The sequence below is a fragment of the Salipaludibacillus agaradhaerens genome (assembly GCF_002019735.1).
GTDB classification, from domain to species: domain Bacteria; phylum Bacillota; class Bacilli; order Bacillales; family Salisediminibacteriaceae; genus Salipaludibacillus; species Salipaludibacillus agaradhaerens.
Genome location: NZ_KV917378.1, coordinates 2,468,370 through 2,486,968, shown reverse-complemented (window position 1 = coordinate 2,486,968; position 18,599 = coordinate 2,468,370). Strand labels below are relative to the sequence as shown.

General features: G+C 38.9%; 12 protein-coding genes and 2 pseudogenes. 11 read left to right on the top strand and 3 right to left on the bottom strand.

All coding sequences use genetic code 11. The features are described 5' to 3' along the window. Positions 1 to 319 precede the first annotated feature (319 nt). The 6 genes and pseudogenes from BK581_RS11555 to BK581_RS11525 all read left to right on the top strand — a co-directional run bounded on the left by BK581_RS11555 (position 320) and on the right by BK581_RS11525 (position 7,547). Positions 320 to 943, top strand: coding sequence for a hypothetical protein (locus BK581_RS11555; protein ID WP_078578325.1), 624 nt, complete (start codon positions 320 to 322; stop codon positions 941 to 943). A 678-nt stretch (positions 944 to 1,621) separates the two neighbouring features. Further along, positions 1,622 to 1,923, top strand: a pseudogene (locus tag BK581_RS11545) (isochorismatase family protein). 696 nt (positions 1,924 to 2,619) lie between these two features. Further along, positions 2,620 to 3,381 carry an ABC transporter ATP-binding protein gene (locus BK581_RS11540; protein WP_078578323.1) on the top strand — a complete coding sequence of 254 codons (762 nt, stop codon included), beginning with the start codon at positions 2,620 to 2,622 and terminating at the stop codon, positions 3,379 to 3,381. Between the two features lies 1 nt (position 3,382). Further along, positions 3,383 to 5,854 (top strand): FtsX-like permease family protein, encoded by a 2,472-nt coding sequence (locus tag BK581_RS11535; RefSeq protein ID WP_078578322.1) that lies wholly within the window; start codon positions 3,383 to 3,385, stop codon positions 5,852 to 5,854. Positions 5,855 to 6,454: 600 nt separating this feature from the next. Next, positions 6,455 to 6,919, top strand: a complete 465-nt coding sequence (locus BK581_RS11530) for a DinB family protein (protein ID WP_078578321.1) — start codon at positions 6,455 to 6,457, stop codon at positions 6,917 to 6,919. Between the two features lie 103 nt (positions 6,920 to 7,022). Then, positions 7,023 to 7,547 carry a YfiT family bacillithiol transferase gene (locus tag BK581_RS11525; protein ID WP_078578320.1) on the top strand — a complete coding sequence of 175 codons (525 nt, stop codon included), beginning with the start codon at positions 7,023 to 7,025 and terminating at the stop codon, positions 7,545 to 7,547. Between the two features lie 181 nt (positions 7,548 to 7,728). On the opposite strand, the gene BK581_RS11520 is transcribed toward BK581_RS11525, so the two are convergent. Further along, positions 7,729 to 8,538, bottom strand: a complete 810-nt coding sequence (locus BK581_RS11520) for a hypothetical protein (RefSeq protein WP_078578319.1) — start codon at positions 8,536 to 8,538, stop codon at positions 7,729 to 7,731. Positions 8,539 to 9,440: 902 nt separating this feature from the next. Here BK581_RS11520 and BK581_RS11515 point away from each other — a divergent pair. Continuing rightward, positions 9,441 to 10,817, top strand: coding sequence for a class II fumarate hydratase (locus BK581_RS11515; protein ID WP_078578318.1), 1,377 nt, complete (start codon positions 9,441 to 9,443; stop codon positions 10,815 to 10,817). 299 nt (positions 10,818 to 11,116) lie between these two features. On the opposite strand, the pseudogene BK581_RS20315 reads toward BK581_RS11515, so the two are convergent. Further along, a pseudogene (locus BK581_RS20315) lies at positions 11,117 to 11,449 on the bottom strand (transposase); the annotation flags it as partial. Between the two features lie 518 nt (positions 11,450 to 11,967). On the opposite strand from BK581_RS20315, the gene BK581_RS11510 reads away from it, so the two are divergent. The 4 genes from BK581_RS11510 to BK581_RS11495 all read left to right on the top strand — a co-directional run bounded on the left by BK581_RS11510 (position 11,968) and on the right by BK581_RS11495 (position 17,289). Next, the gene (locus BK581_RS11510) at positions 11,968 to 12,807 is read left to right on the top strand and encodes a carbonic anhydrase (protein WP_078578317.1); all 840 of its coding nucleotides are present in this window, start codon (positions 11,968 to 11,970) and stop codon (positions 12,805 to 12,807) included. A gap of 598 nt (positions 12,808 to 13,405) precedes the next feature. Continuing rightward, positions 13,406 to 13,972 carry a hypothetical protein gene (locus BK581_RS11505; protein ID WP_078578316.1) on the top strand — a complete coding sequence of 189 codons (567 nt, stop codon included), beginning with the start codon at positions 13,406 to 13,408 and terminating at the stop codon, positions 13,970 to 13,972. Positions 13,973 to 14,269: 297 nt separating this feature from the next. After that, entirely contained in the window at positions 14,270 to 15,715 is a 1,446-nt protein-coding gene (locus BK581_RS11500) for an amidohydrolase (RefSeq protein WP_078578315.1), read from the top strand. 17 nt (positions 15,716 to 15,732) lie between these two features. Beyond that, complete coding sequence (locus BK581_RS11495; protein WP_078578314.1) at positions 15,733 to 17,289, top strand: AbgT family transporter; 1,557 nt, start codon at positions 15,733 to 15,735, stop codon at positions 17,287 to 17,289. 1 nt (position 17,290) lies between these two features. Here BK581_RS11495 and BK581_RS11490 read toward each other — a convergent pair whose 3' ends face one another. Next, positions 17,291 to 18,583, bottom strand: coding sequence for a helix-turn-helix domain-containing protein (locus BK581_RS11490; protein ID WP_078578313.1), 1,293 nt, complete (start codon positions 18,581 to 18,583; stop codon positions 17,291 to 17,293). Positions 18,584 to 18,599: the final 16 nt, after the last annotated feature.

Sequence of the window (18,599 nt, the reverse complement as noted above, 5' to 3'; positions counted from 1 at the left end):
GAAGCTCTTCGAGATTAAAGGAGATTTTATATCACCTCGCAATACTATTATATAAAAAGATTTTTGAAAATATATTTATTTGGTTTTACAAAGTTAATATTAAATGCGTTGCGTTACGGACTTAAAGTGTGATTTTATGCTAATTGTGCAAAATTATGTGGTAGCTTTGTCGTAATGGTAGAATGAGGAACGCCACAATATAAAAGATGGTATTAGAGTTTTAATAGAGTTAAATATGAGATTTCATGTAGTTTTTATAAAGTTTGAATAATCGATTAGCAGTTAAGATTAAGACATACCAAACAAAGGAGTGAAACATATGGCAAAAAACCGAGGTAACACAGACTTTAATTTAACAGCTACGAAAACAGGAACGAAATCTTTAAGAATTAAATGGAGTAGAAGTACTAATCAAGAAAAAGTGTTGACTGTTCAACGTGCAGGGGACGGTAAGACAATTTATACCAAAACGTACACGAGTAAACAAAACAGTGGGAACGTAACAATACAATGTCCTTATTTTGGAGAGTATAAGGTCTCAATAAAGACGTCTCGAGGACATCAGCATGACCATATTTTTAGATGGGTACGTTTAAGCGGCTCGAAAACTTCAACAAAAACTTATACTAAAAGTGATATAGACAAAATTAAAAAAGGAAAGCTTATATTAAATTTAGTCCTTATAGGGACAGGGTTGACCGGCAGAATAGCCTTTACAGTAGCAGCTACAACTATTGCGATTTCACAAGCTGTAAGAGAGTACTATACTTACGATACTGAATGGGATAAATTGCCATCTCCTAGAGCAGGACAAAAAATACGCTTGAAAATTGAACATACAAAAGATAATAAGTTGAAGTATACATGGACAGCGTTAACTGAAAAAAATGCAAAAATAGCAACCAAAACTATTACAAGGTCTTACATTGCATATCCAAAATAAAAAGAAAAGGTGTTTTAAATAACACCTTTTCTTTCTTTCCACATCTTGAAATGCTTGAAAATTCTGTAGCTTCCGTATCCATAAATTACAACACTTAATAGTATGATAATAAAAGAAGAAAAATCAAATAGATTAAATATATTCACCTCTAGAAAAACAAATTGAATAGTAACCAAAATTAAGAGCGCTGCTAAAGCTATAATAGCTATTAGATGCCTTACTGGCTTATTCTTAAATATTCCAGATTCACTTATAAGTATTACTAACATAATTACTAAAAAAGATATCATGAACCATGTGTCTATAATGATCGACCCCTTTTTTAAAATTTGATACCCAATACATTAATAATATATTTGCTATCTAACAAAAATCATAAAAGTATTGATTATATTATACTCCTAATGTAAAATATTAATATAGGAACGTTTGTTCTCTTTTGTGAAGGGGGACTAAGATGAATGAATTAGATATAATCTCAATTGTAGGTAATTTTGGATTCCATATAGGTTTATCTATATATTTACTTATTAAATTATAACAAAGATTCAAAGAATTAGAATCTGTAACTCACCAATTAATTCAACATATGAAATAAATCAACAAAGTCGCACTCTCTATGAGTGCACGGATTGAAATTCTAGGAGTGCGACTCTCACTAACAAGGGAGGAATGCAATTGAACCAGGCTTTACTAGTTATTGATGCGCAACAAGATTTAATAGAGGGAAATATGGAAGGGGAACAAGCGGTTTTTGAAAAAGAGAGGCTCATTGCGAACATTAATAGTGTGATTGAAAAAGCGATACATGACTCAGTCAGTGTTACCTTTATAAGAGATTTAGATGTGGCTGGTGGAAAAGGAGCAGGGTTCCAGATACATGAGGAGCTCTTCATGGTCATTACAATGTGGACCATTTTTCAGTGGTGAGAAATAGTCAGGACGATCTGTTTACCCCGATACATCATCGTTACCGGTAATAGATACCCTTTGATAGCAGATGCAACCCCATGGACTAATTGTAAAATATCATATGGAAATGTACGGTACCCGATTTTCTTAAGACGAGAAGGTCGGTTTTTTCGTTAATAACTTAAGAGGACGCTGTGAGGGGCTACTATTGGTGAAGTTAAAACATGACAAATTCAAAAAATAGAGGAATAGGTTAGCAAACTTGCCAAAAATACCTTGAAAATAGATTTTTTTACGATAATATTAAGTTAGCAATGAGATAGTTTGAGAAGGACGGGCTTGAAAGCAATATATAGCTTTAAGGCGTAATAGCCTCTTAATATGTCATACTGTCACGACATTGGCTCCCATGTGCCTTCTATTATTAGGATTTTATAAATAGAGAGTTAAAAATACATAGGATTATGTGAGGGAATGCACAAATCTCTATTTATCACAGATAAGCGTCCGTAAACCTCCCGGCTCAAAATAGAGAGGAGAGGTAACTCTATTTAGGCAGGAGATAACGGCGGCTAATGCCCTGATTAACTCGGGCCAACAGGATGTTGGTCACATAAGCGTTTTCGCAGGACGCGAAGACGTTAGCTTGTGTTCCTTATCAGTGGGAGAAGAACGAAAACTCCCACTGATTGAAGGTTCGTTTTATACAAAAACAATCTAATCAAAATATAAATTTACTAACACTTCAGAAGCTGGTGATAAGCATGGATGAAAGAGATGCCGTTTTAGAAATCGAAAAGTTATCAAAAGAGTATGAAGGTCCAAATTATAAGGTGCAAGCATTAAAAAATGTCTCCTTTCAAGTATATAAAGGTGAGATTTTAGCGGTGATGGGGACAAGTGGATCGGGGAAAAGCACATTATTAAATATATTAGGAGCACTTGATGAACCAACTTCAGGTAAGGTGAAGCTGCAAGGGCAATTTGATAAAAATCAATTTAGTGAGCCATCAGCGTCATTATACAGGCAGGAGAATATTGGATTTGTCTTCCAGTCTTTTCACTTGTTAAAGGATTTAACGGTGGAAGAAAATATAGCGATACCGTTAATTTTAAAGGAGATGGACCAAAAAGAGATTGATACAAAAGTTTCGGACATCATAGCGCTAATGGGGTTAACTGAATGGCGTAACCACCGGCCGATCCAGCTTTCAGGTGGCCAACAACAGCGTGTAGCGATTGGGCGAGCTATCATTACAGAGCCGCCGATTCTTTTAGCGGACGAGCCAACCGGAAATCTTGATTTTAACACATCGAAAGATATTTTGAATGTACTCGTCAAAATGAGAGATAAATTCAATCAAAGTATTATTGTGGTGACTCATGACCCGACGGTTGCCACATATGCTGATAGAGTGCTATTTTTCCAGGATGGGACAATAAAAGATAAGTATAAATGTACACAAAAGAATGACTTAGATATGATTTTAGCTAAGTTCAAAAAACTGACAGAAAGTGATCACTAACATGTCCAATTTAAGAAAACTTGCATTGAAGCTCATTTATAGAAATAAATGGATTATTATTTCCTCAATCGTCTGTATCCTCATTGCGACGACGCTTGTGATGACGATGTTGTTATACACGTTTAGCTCAAAAGAAACATTAGAGAATGATTTGCGAGCCCTTTACGGGGATATGGACTTGGCTGTCGGTTTTAATATAGAGCAAGAGGACAGATTAACATCAGACTTTATTGATGACTTAGCTAAATTAGACGACATGAAAGCCATGTCTAAAGTATCTATTTCTCATCTGACTCTCGATGAATCCAATGTGTCACTATACACTGTTGGTGTAGAAAATGATGACCTTGCCAAAAGTCGCTATCATTTTACATATGATTTGGGTAAAGAAGATGCCATCTTAAATAAAGACTTAGCGGAAGCTCTTCAACTAGAAGTAGGAGAGGCTTTGGCTATTGAAGGTGCCACTTTTCGCTTAAATGAAATTATAGATGATATTGAGGGTGCGGTGAGTACACCAGATCTTCTTATTCTACAGCACGAAGTCGTCAATGAGTTTCTGCGAGAGAACGAAGCTGTAGATGTTGAGGCGACATATCTATTAGTAAAAGCTCATGACAATGCCAATGTATTGGAGCTTGCTAGCGATATACGGGAAAACAATCCTCACGTTAGGATTGATATAACGGAAGAAGACCACTATGTTAAAGAGAATCTAGCTAATATGATGACCTTTATCATTGTCTTGAGTTTCCTTGTCCTTATCGTGGCTTCTTTATTAGTCGTTTCGAACCTAGAACTGTTGCTGTATAAATTAAGAAATCAACTTGCCATCTTACGTGCCCTTGGTGCTACAGTCACACAGGTGAGTAAGGTGATTCTCATTCAAGGAAGTATAATTAATGTGGCTGGGGTTTCTTTAGGTATTATGTGTACGTTAGTCGGGCAAGGTCTGTCGAAAAGGGTTATTGAAAATTGGCTTGATTTACCTACAGCGGCAGTGACGTATAACGTAATAAGTGCCATTCTAATTGGTGGCGTCTGTTTGCTCGTTTTTCAACTGTTTATTATGATTTCTGTTTATAGAAGTACGACGATCTTACCGATCAAAATTATGCAGCAAAATGAAAAGCTCGATTATCGATCGCCAAATACGATAAGTAAGCTAGCGAAATTAGTGATCATTCTCTCCTTAATATGTATGGCTTTTAGTATTGTCAGTCCTTATTATGCGCAATTTGTTTTAGTTTCAGCTCTTCTAATGATGATGGGTATTTATATGATCTTCCCTGTTTATCTTAATCAGGGGCTTATGTGGATATTGCCACAGGTGAAAAGATGGTTTGGTAAGGAAGCATATATAGCTGTTAAAAATATGGTTCCTCAAATGAAAAAGAATACGCTCATTATATTAGCGATTTCTTCCTTAATGGTGATTGCCATTTTCGGGTCTGTGATGTTAAATACGATCCACCAAAATCAATTAGATTATGTAGAAAGTCAATTTCCAACGCCAATTGTATTGGAAAGTCGGCTAGATTACGAGACACAAATTGACGACGAACAGTTAAGAGAGGCTGTGACAGCGTTAGAAAGTGTGACAAACGCCAGTGTTTTGAGCACATTTGGGTTAGTAGAATATAAAAGTGATAATGGCTATACGTCGATAGATTATCGCTTAGGAGATCTAAATATTGTGTTAGCTGAACAAAGTGATCGTGTACTTTCAGAGGAAGAATTGGAAACGACGGTGTTAATTTCACATGATTTCGCCAAAGAGAATGAGTTAGAGGTAGGTGATCAAATTCCGTTAGGGTTATTCTCAGAAGATGACCAGCAAATTATTCCTAAAGGGACTTTTCGAGTTGGTGGAGAAATCGATGAGGAAGATGCACCTATTTATATGGATTGGTCTAATGAGAGTTTCAAGGATGACTTTATTAAATTTAACCAGATGTTTGTGGATTCTTCAGATGTCTCTCGCACCTTACAGGAACTAGAAGAGGTTAAAAGACAATTTCCTGAGTTGAAAGTAAATAGCTATGAAAAAACTTCCGCTGAAATGGGTCGTATGTTTTTGCAAAGGTGGGCCATCTTTATTATCGTCATGGGCACACTAGTGATATCGGCTATTATCGGTATATGTAATTCTTTAATGAACAATGTGCTTTCAAAACGTAAAGAATTTGCGATTTTAAGAGCGATAGGTGTGACTAAAAAAGGCATCAATAAAATCATCACGACGCAAGTGATGCTGTATATAAGTGCAGGGATTCTTTTAGGGATTCTAATGGGAAGTATTCTGATTCTCATTATCTCATTAATAGACCTTGGGACGTTATCTATAAACTATCGCATCCTATTAATTATTGTGCTCGCTCTGTTAATTCCAAATATGATTCTGGCTAGAGTATTAGGGAAACATATTAATGACGAAAAGGTCTCAACAGCACTTACGGCTGATAATAAGTAGTTCATAACGATCGTTAATCCTAAATGTGTTAAAGGCATTTTCTCCTCAAGGCGTAGCTTAGGTGGTGCTGAGGCGCCATCTGATTTCTCGATGTTTTCAGCTTGTTGACAAGAGTTTGCCAACACATGAGATCTTATTTTCAAATCTGGCGAGTTAATTAATAGGGTGTTTTGTGGTCATCTATTAAAGTGAAGAGCCCCTTCAAATGACGTACCCATTTTACTCGCACCTCTTCTTACGGTAGGCGTATTAGAGAGGTGCTTTTTAATCACGATAAGCGGCCGTAAACCTCCCAGCTCAAAATAGAGAGAAGAGGTAACGTTATTTAGGCGGGAGCTAATGTCCTGATTGACTCGGGCCAACAGGATGTTGGTCACAAAAGCGTTTTCGCAGGACGCGAAGACGTTAGCTTGTGTTCCTTATCAGTGGGAGAAGAACGAAAACTCCCATTGAATGAAGGTTCGTTTTATCTCGTTTTCTATTAGGCGTAACCGATCTTTTTATGAGATCGGTTTTTTCCCATGTAAGTGTTAGAAGGACTAAAAGGAGCTCATGTTGAATGTTATCAACATAACAAAATTCAAAAATGGAGGAGGACGTATGACGCTTAAAACGAGTATGTTAGCGCAGTTAAAAACGTGTCATCGTGAAAATGCGTGGTATGTGGCGACGCTTAATGCCATTGATGAGTTGACAGAGGAACAGGCGATGTGGAAGCCACAGGAGGCCGATTATTCGATATGTGAGCTGACCAATCATATTATCTATTATAGTGACCGTTACTTAAAGCGATTTAAAGGAACAGAAGACGATGAAATCCACAAAGATAATACGTTTAAAGGCAGTGAGGGAATGAGTTGGTATGATACCGTCGAACGCTTAACAGTGATCACCTCGGAATGGGTGAAAGTAGTGGGAGAAGCAGATGAGCAAAAGCTCTTTGACTGGGCAGTTGACATCGCTCACTTGACGACTCACACCGCTTATCATACAGGGCAAATGGTTGTTCTCCGTAAATGGCAACATGCTTGGCATGACAAAAACGGGGTGAAGTATAATCCTTAAATGTTTTAAGGGTTATAGCTCCCCTCAATGCGTAGCATAGGCGGTAACGTTTAATTAGGTGGCGTCGAAACAAGTTCACATAAAAAGAAAGGTGGAGGTATAGATGGAGGATCTTCGTTATCCAATCGGTCAATTTGAGGAAAATGCTTATTCACTAGAGCAAGTAAACGGGTGGATAGAAGAGATGGCCAAGTTCCCCGAAGACTTGAGGGGAGCTGTGAAAGGATTAACTGATCAACAGCTTGATACACCTTATCGGGAAGGCGGCTGGACGGTTAGACAAGTGGTTCATCACTTGCCAGATAGTCATATGAACGCGTATATTCGATGTAAATGGGCACTTACCGAAGACAAGCCAACGATTAAGCCTTATTTGGAAGCTGAATGGGCGGAGCTGCCGGATGCTTCAATGCCGGTGGATGTCTCATTAGCTTTATTAGACGCTTTGCATAACAGATGGACGACCCTTCTAACGAGTTTAGAGCCAGTTGATTTAGAAAAAACATTCCGTCACCCTGAATCAGGTATTGTGAAATTAGGTATTAGTATTGGTATTTATGCGTGGCATGGTCGTCATCATCTCGCCCATATTACCTCCCTTCGCCAGCGGATGGGGTGGGAAAAATAAAAATGCGGAAGGGGCATTATGTCATGTCCAAAAGTAGCTGAGGAAATGAAAAAGGGCTTCTTCCCAAATCAAGCTGTTTGGTTTGGGAAGAAGCCCCTTCATCTATTCACTATAGAGATATAGGATATGCCCCTTAAATCACTTGTTTTTACTTTCATCGGCTATGTGGTTTTAAAAGGACTTAATTATCCTGAATGGTTATATCATTGTGGCTTAATATTTTTCTCACTTTTACTTCGTCTTGATCGAGGATACCATATAAAACAGGATCCATGACATAGCTTTTTAGTTCTTCTCCCATTTCATAGGTTAAGAGAGGGGTGAGCGTATAAAAATCATACATCTTTTCAGTATGAAGACTATCAATCACTAAATGGTACGTCTCATCCGCAGCGATGGTTTCATGTTGGTTAAAATCATAGCTTATCACTTCACCTGTATCACTTATTGAGATTAACTCTATGGCCTGGTCTCGGGTGTTTTCTAAATGGACGTCTAGACTAGGCTCGGGATAGGCGATTGTGTTTTCTCCCACTTGTTCAAGATCTTCTGTTACCGAATAAGTTGTCAAAACCACTTCCCCTATATCATACGTAAGTGTCTCTCCGTCTTCGAAGAATAAGGACAGTGTCTCGGCTTTTTCTATTTCATCGCCATTGACGGTTAATGTCAAGATAAAGTTGATCAATTGATAGCCTTCATCAGTCATACCAGCATCAATCGTATAATCCACGATCTCAATATTCTCATTATTTAAAGAGACGTCAGCAACGGCCTCACTGTCAAAATTTTTCTGGCTGTCTGGGTCGTTCAGCGCAAAAATATTAAAAGGGATCGTCTCTTCTTCCTCTAAGGCAGCGCTCATATAATTGTTTGAAAATAAAAGACGTGTCTCGTTCTCATCGGAGGGGGACGTGTTGATGTTAATGATGAAAGCAATTGCCGCTAGTATGATGATTAAAAGCAAAGTTCCTAAAAAGATCTTTTTCATTTTATTCATGTCTCCGTTCACTTTTTTGTAGACAACTTGTAAGTGAGTGTCTTTTCTGGGCGCATCATGATAGCCAGTCTTTGAGCTAAGTAACGTGTTATCCGATAACGTTTAACTTGGAAAAAAGAGGCTGAGGATTCGCTTTTATCAGTTGGGGGATCAGGTTAAGAACTCGCTCTGAGATATAGACGGAAAAAATTCTCTTAAATAGTCATTAGCTATGCCAATAGCTTAAATAGACGGAAAGATTCCGTTAATGGCTCGGGAAATCTAAAAAATGGGTCGTTTTTCTTTGGATAATCGGAAAATTTCCCCTTATATTCACCAAAATGAGCTCTCTGCTACTTCTAACCGAAAAATTTCCGCTTATTTTACTCTCACTAATGACTCGATTATTGACAAGACACCTTCTCTACAGGTAAAGACATTTAAACCAAGGTTTTTAATAATGATAAGCCAACCTATTATAGGATGTCACGAATGTTATCTAGATTAATGTTCCTTTAACTCTATGGTAATCCTCTAAATCCACTACCTGGGTTCTCTTCTTTGGCTCTAAACAACTAGAATCATTAAAATGATGACATTATTGTATCACAGATAACCCTCCGTAAAACTCTCGGCTCAAAATAGAGGGGGGAGCTAACGGCTGCTAATGTCTGATTTTAAAATTACCAATCAGTGGAGTTCCTCTCACTGATTGAAGGTTCGTTTTATGCAATGCTGTTGAGTTTATAAGAAAAACATGTGAAAAATTATTATGGAAATTAGAAGACGTCTCACGTTTAATTCTAAGTGGAAAATCCATCATCCCTATATGAGTGCACGTGTTTATTCCATCCGAGAATGGCTACACTAACGACAAGATAAGTAAATGTCTTGAACGAGAAGGAGAGTAGCCAATGGATGCTTCAAGTCAGTATCGTATGGAAAATGACACGTTAGGAAGTATTATGGTACCTAAATCAGCTTACTATGGGTCACAGACGCAGCGAGCGATCGACAACTTTAACATTAGCGGCATCACATTACCGCGGGTGTTTATAAAAGCGCAAGGCATTATTAAAGCGGCCAGTGCCACGACTAATATGGCGATGGGGACATTAGCCCCCGATATGGGAAAAGCCATCGTTCAAGCAGCTGAGGAAGTGATTGAGGGAAAGTGGGATAATGAGTTTGTCGTAGACGTGTATCAGGCAGGTGCAGGGACGTCGCAAAATATGAATGTCAATGAAGTGATCGCAAGCCGAGCAACAGAGCTTGTGGGCGGCACGCAGCGCGTTAACCCAAATGATCACGTCAATATGTCCCAGTCCACTAACGATACGTTCCCGTCAGCGCTTAACATGGCTGCCGCCGAAGAGATAACAGCACGGCTCCTTCCTGTTCTTAACCAGTTACAAGAAGCTTTCCAAAAGAAAGCCGATCAGTTTATGCCTATCTTAAAAGCGGGAAGAACTCATTTACACGACGGTGTCCCCATTCGATTAGGGCAGGAGTTCTCAGGTTATGCTGAAACCGTTAATACTGTGAGGCAACAGCTTACAGAGAGATTAGATGGGCTATATGTAATTGGCTTAGGTGGAAATGCTATAGGGACAAAGGTGAATTTACAGCCTGGCTACATACCAAAGGTGATGGAAGAAATTCGAAAGCGGACGAATATGCCGTTTCGCGAACCAGCTAACATCTTTTCATTTATGCAAAATATGAATGAGCCTATTCGGTGTATGCTCACACTGAAAGAATTGGCGACCCATTTAATTAAAATAACGAGCGACTTACGATTACTTAGCTCAGGACCTCGGACAGGATTAGCCGAAATTACGCTGCCGCCAGTCCAGCCTGGATCAACGATTATGCCTGGGAAAGTCAATCCAGCGATATTAGAAATGACACACATGGTGTGCTGCCAAGTGATTGGCTATGAAACAGCCGTTGCTACGGCAGGTATTGCCGGACAATTAGAGATTAATGTAATGATGCCAGTCATTGCCCATACCTTCCTCCATGCGATCGACTTAATGGTCAATGCCATCAATACGCTTGTCCCAAAATGTATTAACGGCATTGATGTGAATCAAGCCAATTGTGAAAGGTGGATGAATGAGAGCTTATCACTCGTCACAGGACTCAGCCCGTCTTTAGGCTATGATATGGCCTCGCAAATTGGCATGAGTGCGGATGAGGAGAATAAAACGATTAAACAAATCCTTATGGAAAAAGGGCTGTTAACCGATGAGGTGATACAAGCGATTGATCCAAAAGGAATGGCGTGATCAAAATGTTTAGCTTCGTTTTACGTAACCAGCACTGTCATTGGTCTGATGACTAATGGCAGTGCTGGTTTTTTACCCGAATCCGTGATAAGTGTTGATATGCCATCCATCTACTCGCTTTCCGCGGGCGGCTGGTGAGCCTCCTCGACCTGCGGTCTGTGGGGGTCTCACCCTTGCCTTTGATCCCGCAGGAGTCTCCTAGATTCCTGTCATATCAACTTCTATATATAATTTGTATTGGGCTTAATAAGCCTGATAAACTGATCATTTTTCAGGCTCAGAATCACTGTTAATGATATTTATTTAATGAGAAAACATAAATATATTCGTTTGAATATAGGAAACCACGGACTGTGAGTACCAAACTTTAAATATAGCCTTCTTGCGTGTGAGACCATTTTTGATGCAAGTGTCATTAAATTTTGAATCACAGTTTTCACTCGTCGACGAATTTTTTCTTCAGCGGGCATCCTCTTCTTTTAGATTTCTTGTCCAATAATACGAAGTAAATTATAAGCAAAGCAACCCAAGTGTAAAATGAGATCATTTGTACAAAATCTCTTTGAAGGGAATCGTTCAAGGTCTAAGTCCGTTTTTAATTTACTATAGAACTGCTCACAAGTACCATGTTCAATAATAGTCCCTATTCCAGTTCTAACAAAATTTTAGGCTACTTCATTTAGAATTTTCTATTTAATCGAAGCAGTGAATGGTGGCGACTCCAGCGGGAACAGCGCGAGCCGAAGGCCCCACAGACGCGTTTTTTGCGTCGAGGAGGCTGAGGCCGTGCCCGCGGAAAGCGTCCACCAGTAACGGATTCGAGTATTCACTCTACAAAGTTAAATCATAAGATTTTGAGGTTTGATACAAAGAGCAAATTATGTCATCACGGATGTAGGTTTTATTTAAGGTTCCCGTTGTTAGTGAATAGTCCCTATATCTACTTTTATAAAAATAATTCTTAACGACTATGTTTTATCGTATTAAATGGGAGTATAATAACGCTATTCCATAGTCATTTTTTGGTAAAGGTCAATTGGCAAAAGAAGTGATCAGCCGGATGCTGCCTAACACAAAGGATAATGACTATGTAGCTACCTGTACCTTGGTTGATTAAGTGAAAAATGACGTCATGAAAGAAGGAACAGACATGAAAAGAAGAGTAGGGTGGGGAAGCGTGGTAGTCGTTTTAGTGTCAAGTGTCGTCATAACGGCCTGTTCTACAGCGCAATCAGGAGACGAAGAAGTTAACTCATTAAATGGCAGTGGCACTCATGAAGAGGCAATAAAAGACGAACATGAGGGGCATTGGTCATATACTGGAGAAACTGGACCGACGCATTGGGGATCGTTAGACGCCTCTTATGAATTATGTGAACAAGAGCAGGAACAATCGCCGATCAACATTGAGACAGATGAGGTGACAACTACTGATGCTCATATCAGCATCGCCTATCAGCCGAGCTCGTTTGAGATCGAAAATAACGGTCATACGATTCAAGCTAATGCCCTAACAGAGGATAATACTATCTCGATAGAGGATGAGGATTATCAATTAATTCAATTTCACTTCCATGTCCCTTCTGAACACCAAAAAAATGGAGAACACTTAGACATGGAGCTTCATTTTGTCCATCAAAATCAAGAGGGGGAGCTGGCAGTGCTGGGTGTCCTAATGGAAGAAGGGGATGTGAACGACGCATTAACAGAGCTATGGGCTGAAATGCCACAAGAAGAGATGGATGAAACGATTGAATTAACGGATGCTATCGATCTTAATGCATTATTGCCAAGCAGCCATGAAGGCTTTCACTATGGTGGTTCTCTTACAACGCCTCCTTGTACTGAAGGTGTAAAATGGGTTGTCCTCGAAAAAACAATTTCCGTCTCGCAAGAACAAATTGACACATTCGCAGAGATCTTTCCAACCAATAATCGGCCTGTCCAACCGTGGAATGATCGGCATGTATACGAAGTGGCTATTGATTAAAACACGATTCATCTCAGAATCCAATTAATAGAGGTATTTTTTGAAGTTGACTAATGGGTGATGTCGGAACGCCATTAGTCATAGGGGAATATATGAATGGCATAAAACGACTTAACTATTTATCAGAAATAGCGGTAACGGGAGACTAACCGCTATTTTTTTAGAATGAAACTAACTGTGAAATAAATCGTAACTATATCGTGTGAGGTTGTAACATGTGCCCTACAAACGAGTGAGGTTGCTCTTTTGGATGATTGGTGCGAGTACAGTAACACATTGCGAACATGACTTAGGCGTGCTGCTGCTGCTGTTTTTTTTACATTTAGTGTGAGATAGAGTATGAACAGAACATCATCTGGGAATTCAACTATCAATTTCAATGGTGAGCATAAGTAAGACTAAAGTTTTATGAAGAAATAAACCGGAAGTGTCTTCCATTATGCTGCTAGATTATATATTATAAGTATCATGGCATTCTTTTCCTACATGAAGGTGTCCTTAGGAAAGAGAAGTCTATTACGTTTTGAAAACAAAATGCACTACGACTGTTGCTACATGAGTAATAGTTCAATTTTTTCGAGTTATAGGGGAGATCAACATGCGCGAAAATAAAATATACATCCTTCTTACTGATACAGGAACACTGCTTACAAAGATGATTAAGCTTTATACAAAAGCCCCCTATAATCATGCGTCAATTGCGTTTGATGAGCATTTGATTGAGGTGTACAGTTTCGGGAGAAAGACGCCTAGAAACCCTTTTATCGGGGGGTTTGTAAAAGAGAATTTGAGTGCCCATTATTTTAAACAGGCAAGGTGTGCTATTTACAGCTGTGATGTCACGACTGAACAATTCGAAAGCATGCAACAGTTTATTCATAAAATCGATAGGCAAAAGCACTTATACAGTTATAATTTATTAGGTTTATTTGCTATTACAATTAAGAAACGTTTTATACGTAAAAATGCGTTTTTTTGTTCCCAGTTTGTTGCAACCCTTCTTCAGGAATGCGGTATTCTAAATTATACGAAAGAGCCATTCTTTATGACGCCTCAAGACCTTATAGAGAATGAGAGGTTTCACCTCGTGTATCAAGGTGATTTAGAAAACTATTTTAAACATCATGACATGATTTTTCAAAACGAAAGCCAGCTCGTCATTTAATAAGGACATTATTCTCATTAATTATCCCACTGATTGAAGTTTAACTTTATATGGAAACGTATTATTCAGCGTACCCTTTTCATTAGGGTGCGCTGTTTTTATTGGCAAATGATTTATTTATAGGCATTGAATAAGTAGTGTTTATCATAGGTATCCGTCCGTATAGCTCCTACTGATTAAAGGTTGGCTTTATTATTAGACGTGTCTAATAATCTGTCATAAATATAGACTTCACTATTAATCTAGTATAAGATTAATAAAACTGAAAATTCAAAATATTAATAATGGGGTGGATACATGACTAAAAAAGGCATTTCTGACTATCTAGCAGCGATACAAAAGGAGATGGTAGATGCAAGCGATGCGATATGGGAAGTAGCTGAACTGCGATTTGAAGAATTAGCGTCTATGAGTATTTTGCAGAAACTATTAACCAACCATGGATTTACAGTCAAAACCAATATAGGGGGGATTGAAACAGCGTTTATAGCTGAATATGGAGAGGGAGAGCCGGTTATGGCTTTTTTAGGGGAATACGATGCCTTGTCCCATATGAGTCAAGCCGCTGGTACGACACACCCTGCTCCCTTTACGGGAAATATTAATGGGCATGGGTGCGGCCATAATCTACTAGGTGTTGGGGCCGCAGGAGCTGCTATAGCATTACGCTACGAGCTTGAGAAGAATAAGAGGACAGGAACGATTAGGTTTTATGGATGTCCAGGAGAAGAGGGGGGCTCTGGAAAAGCTTTTATGGTGAAAGAAGGGCTTTTCGATGATATCGATGTAGCAATCAGCTGGCATCCATACACGTTTAACGGGATTTTTTCAATGAACACGCTAGCCAATTATCAAATTGCTTTTGAATTTAAAGGACGGGCTGCCCATGCTGCTGCCGCTCCTCATTTGGGAAGGAGTGCTTTAGATGCTGTAGAGCTGATGAATGTAGGGGTAAATTACTTACGTGAGCATCTTGTTCAAGACGCACGACTTCATTATGCGGTCACAGATACTGGGGGGCTTTCACCTAACGTCGTTCAGGAAAAAGCAGAAGTGCTTTATTTAATGAGGGCGCCTCAGAATGACCAGTTAAAGGATATTTATAGACGGGTTGTCAATATCGCAAAAGGTGCGGCCATGATGACCGACACAACAGTTAAGACGCGATTTGATAAGGGCTGCTCTGGGGTTGTACGGAACAAAACACTTGAAAAACTGATGTATGAACAGATGAAGCAGGTGACGTTACCTCATTATACAGATGCTGAAAAGCGACTTGCTGAAGAATACGTGAGCACTTATCGGCCTGAAGAAATTGAATCAAATAAGAAGCAAATTTTTCAAATGATCGATGAACGGGAGCATGAAACGTGGAACACCCTACTATCTGAGTCGCCGCCATTACTGAATAAGATACTTCCTTATAGTGAAAAGTCGCAGCTTCTCCATGGATCAAGCGATGTAGGTGATGTGAGCCATATAGCCCCCACTGTACAATGTTTTAGTAATTGCTATGCATTTGGGGCCACATTGCACTCATGGCAAATAGTATCGCATGGTAAGACGACAATTGCCCATAAAGCAATGATGTATGCTGCTGAAGTTATGGCAAGAACAGGTTTAGCTTTGCTTACGTCACCAGAGGTGCTAAAAAAAGCTCAGCAAGAGCATCGACTGTTAAGGTGTAGAGATCAGTATGAATCACTTATCCCTGATGGTATAAAGCCACAGCCCATTAAATGAGATGAGGAGGTATGGTTATGAAGGCAAATCTGCAAGTAGAAGGATCGCAACAAGAGAGTCGTTTTGTGCAAAGACTCATGAATGTGATTGAAAAAGGGGGAAATAAGTTACCTCACCCCGCCATGCTTTTCGTTTATCTTAGCTTTGCTATCATTCTAATATCTTGGCTGTTAAACTCCTTAGGAGTGAACGTCGTGGAACCGTTAACTGGTGAAACTGTTCACGTGCAAAATCTTATGTCTACTGAAGGAATCGATTATATATTAACGTCTCTCATTAGTAATTTTGCGGGGTTTTCATCCCTTGGCTTAGTACTTGTCATGATGTTAGGGATTGGTTTAGCTAAACAGGTCGGTTTTTTCGAAACGTTTATGCGAGTCTCACTTACAAAAGTGCAAAGTAGGTTTGTAACCTATGCTGTCATTTTTACAGGGATAATTGGAAATATAGCGTCAGATGCTGCGGTTGTGATTGTTCCTGCTATGGCAGCGATGATCTATTATTCTCTAAACCGCCATCCGATAGCAGGTCTTCTGATCGGATATGCAGCTACGATAGGTGGATTTACAGCGAATTTAATCATTGCAGGGACAGATGTTTTGCTATCAGGTATTACAACAGAAGTGATTCAGGGCTATAATGACACGGCTCGTGCTGTGACACCTGTGGCTAACTGGTTTTTTGGGATGATATCAGTAGGCATGTTAGTTGTTGTGATTGCCTTTGTGGCGAAGAAATATATTGAACCGAGGTTTGGAGAATATAATTCGTCAATGGCAGAAGAAGGATTTTTAAATCATAAAGAATCACATATTTCAAAACAACAGATCAAAGGACTCCGTTATGCGGCTTTATCAGGAATCCTGTATGTGACCTTTATAGCGATACTCACCATTCCGCAAAATGCCCTCTTACGTGGAGGGGGCGATAGCTTCTTAGATTCTTTATTTCTTTCAAGCATTGTGCCTCTTTTACTCGGGTTCTTTCTCATTATTTCACTCACATACGGCTTTACTGTTAAATCACTGACCTCTTTATCTGATGTTCCCGTTTTAATGGGGAAGTCAATAGCTGAAATGAGTGGTTTCATTGTACTCGTGTTTTTCGCAGCTCAATTTATTGCTTATTTTAATTGGACTAACATGAGTACCATCATTGCAGTAAGTAGTACAAATTTAATGGAGAGCATGAATTTTACAGGATTGCCGGCCGTTGTCTTGTTCATCATTCTTTGCGCTGTGATTAATTTATTTGTCACAAGTGGTTCAGCTCAGTGGGCCCTTTTAGCACCTGTCTTCTTACCGATTTTTTATAATATCGGCTTTGATCCAGGGTACATCCAAATGGCTTTTCGCATAGGTGACTCTGCCACTAATCTGTTGGCACCCACAAGCCCTTACGCTATTTTAATTTTAGGGTTAATGAAACAGTATGATTATAGGACGGGTATTGGTACATTATTTTCTGCTATGCTGCCTTTCGCTATTATCATGTTAATTTGCTGGATTATTTTGTTTGTCATATGGAGCTTGCTTGGCTTACCTGTCGGGCCCGGGGTTTATATGTATTACTAAGCTAACCTTGAAGCTTTGTAATATCAATCACGTATACCTTTTGTGGCCGTCCTCTTCCAACAGATTGATGTTTCACTTTAGCTAAGCCTTGATCTACGAATTTATTCAGAACACGGTTGGCGCTCCGAGTGGAAATGCCTAAATGTGTTGCTAAATCTTCAGATGTTAAATGATCGGTACTCAGTTTTTCAAGAGTATAGAGCAACCGCTGTAGGTGATGCGGCGAAATATGGTGATAGTTACTAATATGTACCAATTCGCTGTCATCAGTCTTTTCAGGGGTATAAGCTAGTCTTAATGGTCCATACACATCCGTTTCGCTTACAATATATGGGCCGGAGATCCCTTGAAGACTTTTCGCTTGATCAGCATTTTTTTGAGCTTGTTCTACTGAACCACCAACACCCCAACCTATTTTTATCGTCACATCTGCGTGCTTTTGAAGATAATCGAAAAGCTCGGCATGCTTTAACATGTTGGTGATCAATTTAAGCTCCCCATAGGTCGTCACAATAATAAAGTGATCGTGATTATTTTGGACAAAGAAGGAAGAGCCTTTCATTTTAGCAAATTCTAATATGAGACGATGTAAATGTAATTGTTTGATTTCTAGATCTTCTGGAGGTCCAGTAGCAGAAAAAGTTAACTTTCCAACCGCAATTTGATTTTCTAATAGTTTCACCCCTTTAATATCCGCTATAAGAGTATGCATTTGCTTAACAATGGATTTTGAAGATGGGAACAGAAATACCGTTGGGATATTTAGTGCCTTGAGTTTTTTAGTGGCATTACTAAATCGCGTGATAGACAGGTCAATTTTGCCATTATGATAGAGCTCTTTATGCCTATTTACCACATCATCTACAATTGTAGGAGATAATGTATTAAATAAGTGATCATCAAAAATATAAGGGAACTTATCTGGCTCTGTAATATCTTTCAATCCCATATAATCATTATCATTATTTAAGAAGTCAATACAGGTTCGTTCTAGTTTTAGTTGGTGGTCATTGAAAAGCGGTAATAATGTTTTGTAAAAATCTTCTTGAGTAAGTTCTAAGTAGCTAACTGGCAGGGAGAAGTGTGAAATTTCCTGTTTAACGAAGTAATAAGTTAACTCCCCGCTAAAAAGCATGCCATTCACATAATCTTTGTGTTGGTAATAATGCTTTAAAGCATCTTCAGTATCAGAGTATGAAAGGTATATAAAATCAATATTTGGGAAGGCCTTGTTCAAAGATTTTTCGATAAATGCTTGTGAATGGACAGCCGTAATAATAGCAATACGATACATGATAGCCCCCTTAAAT

Excerpts from the sequence above, each read along its gene's own strand:
- BK581_RS11555 (WP_078578325.1), top strand. The coding sequence starts at position 320 with ATGGCAAAAAACCGAGGTAACACAGACTTTAATTTAACAGCTACGAAA.
- BK581_RS11540 (WP_078578323.1), top strand. The coding sequence starts at position 2,620 with ATGGATGAAAGAGATGCCGTTTTAGAAATCGAAAAGTTATCAAAAGAG.
- BK581_RS11535 (WP_078578322.1), top strand. The coding sequence starts at position 3,383 with ATGTCCAATTTAAGAAAACTTGCATTGAAGCTCATTTATAGAAATAAA.
- BK581_RS11530 (WP_078578321.1), top strand. The coding sequence starts at position 6,455 with ATGACGCTTAAAACGAGTATGTTAGCGCAGTTAAAAACGTGTCATCGT.
- BK581_RS11525 (WP_078578320.1), top strand. The coding sequence starts at position 7,023 with ATGGAGGATCTTCGTTATCCAATCGGTCAATTTGAGGAAAATGCTTAT.
- BK581_RS11520 (WP_078578319.1), bottom strand. The coding sequence starts at position 8,538 with ATGAAAAAGATCTTTTTAGGAACTTTGCTTTTAATCATCATACTAGCG.
- BK581_RS11515 (WP_078578318.1), top strand. The coding sequence starts at position 9,441 with ATGGATGCTTCAAGTCAGTATCGTATGGAAAATGACACGTTAGGAAGT.
- BK581_RS11510 (WP_078578317.1), top strand. The coding sequence starts at position 11,968 with ATGAAAAGAAGAGTAGGGTGGGGAAGCGTGGTAGTCGTTTTAGTGTCA.
- BK581_RS11505 (WP_078578316.1), top strand. The coding sequence starts at position 13,406 with ATGCGCGAAAATAAAATATACATCCTTCTTACTGATACAGGAACACTG.
- BK581_RS11500 (WP_078578315.1), top strand. The coding sequence starts at position 14,270 with ATGACTAAAAAAGGCATTTCTGACTATCTAGCAGCGATACAAAAGGAG.
- BK581_RS11495 (WP_078578314.1), top strand. The coding sequence starts at position 15,733 with ATGAAGGCAAATCTGCAAGTAGAAGGATCGCAACAAGAGAGTCGTTTT.
- BK581_RS11490 (WP_078578313.1), bottom strand. The coding sequence starts at position 18,583 with ATGTATCGTATTGCTATTATTACGGCTGTCCATTCACAAGCATTTATC.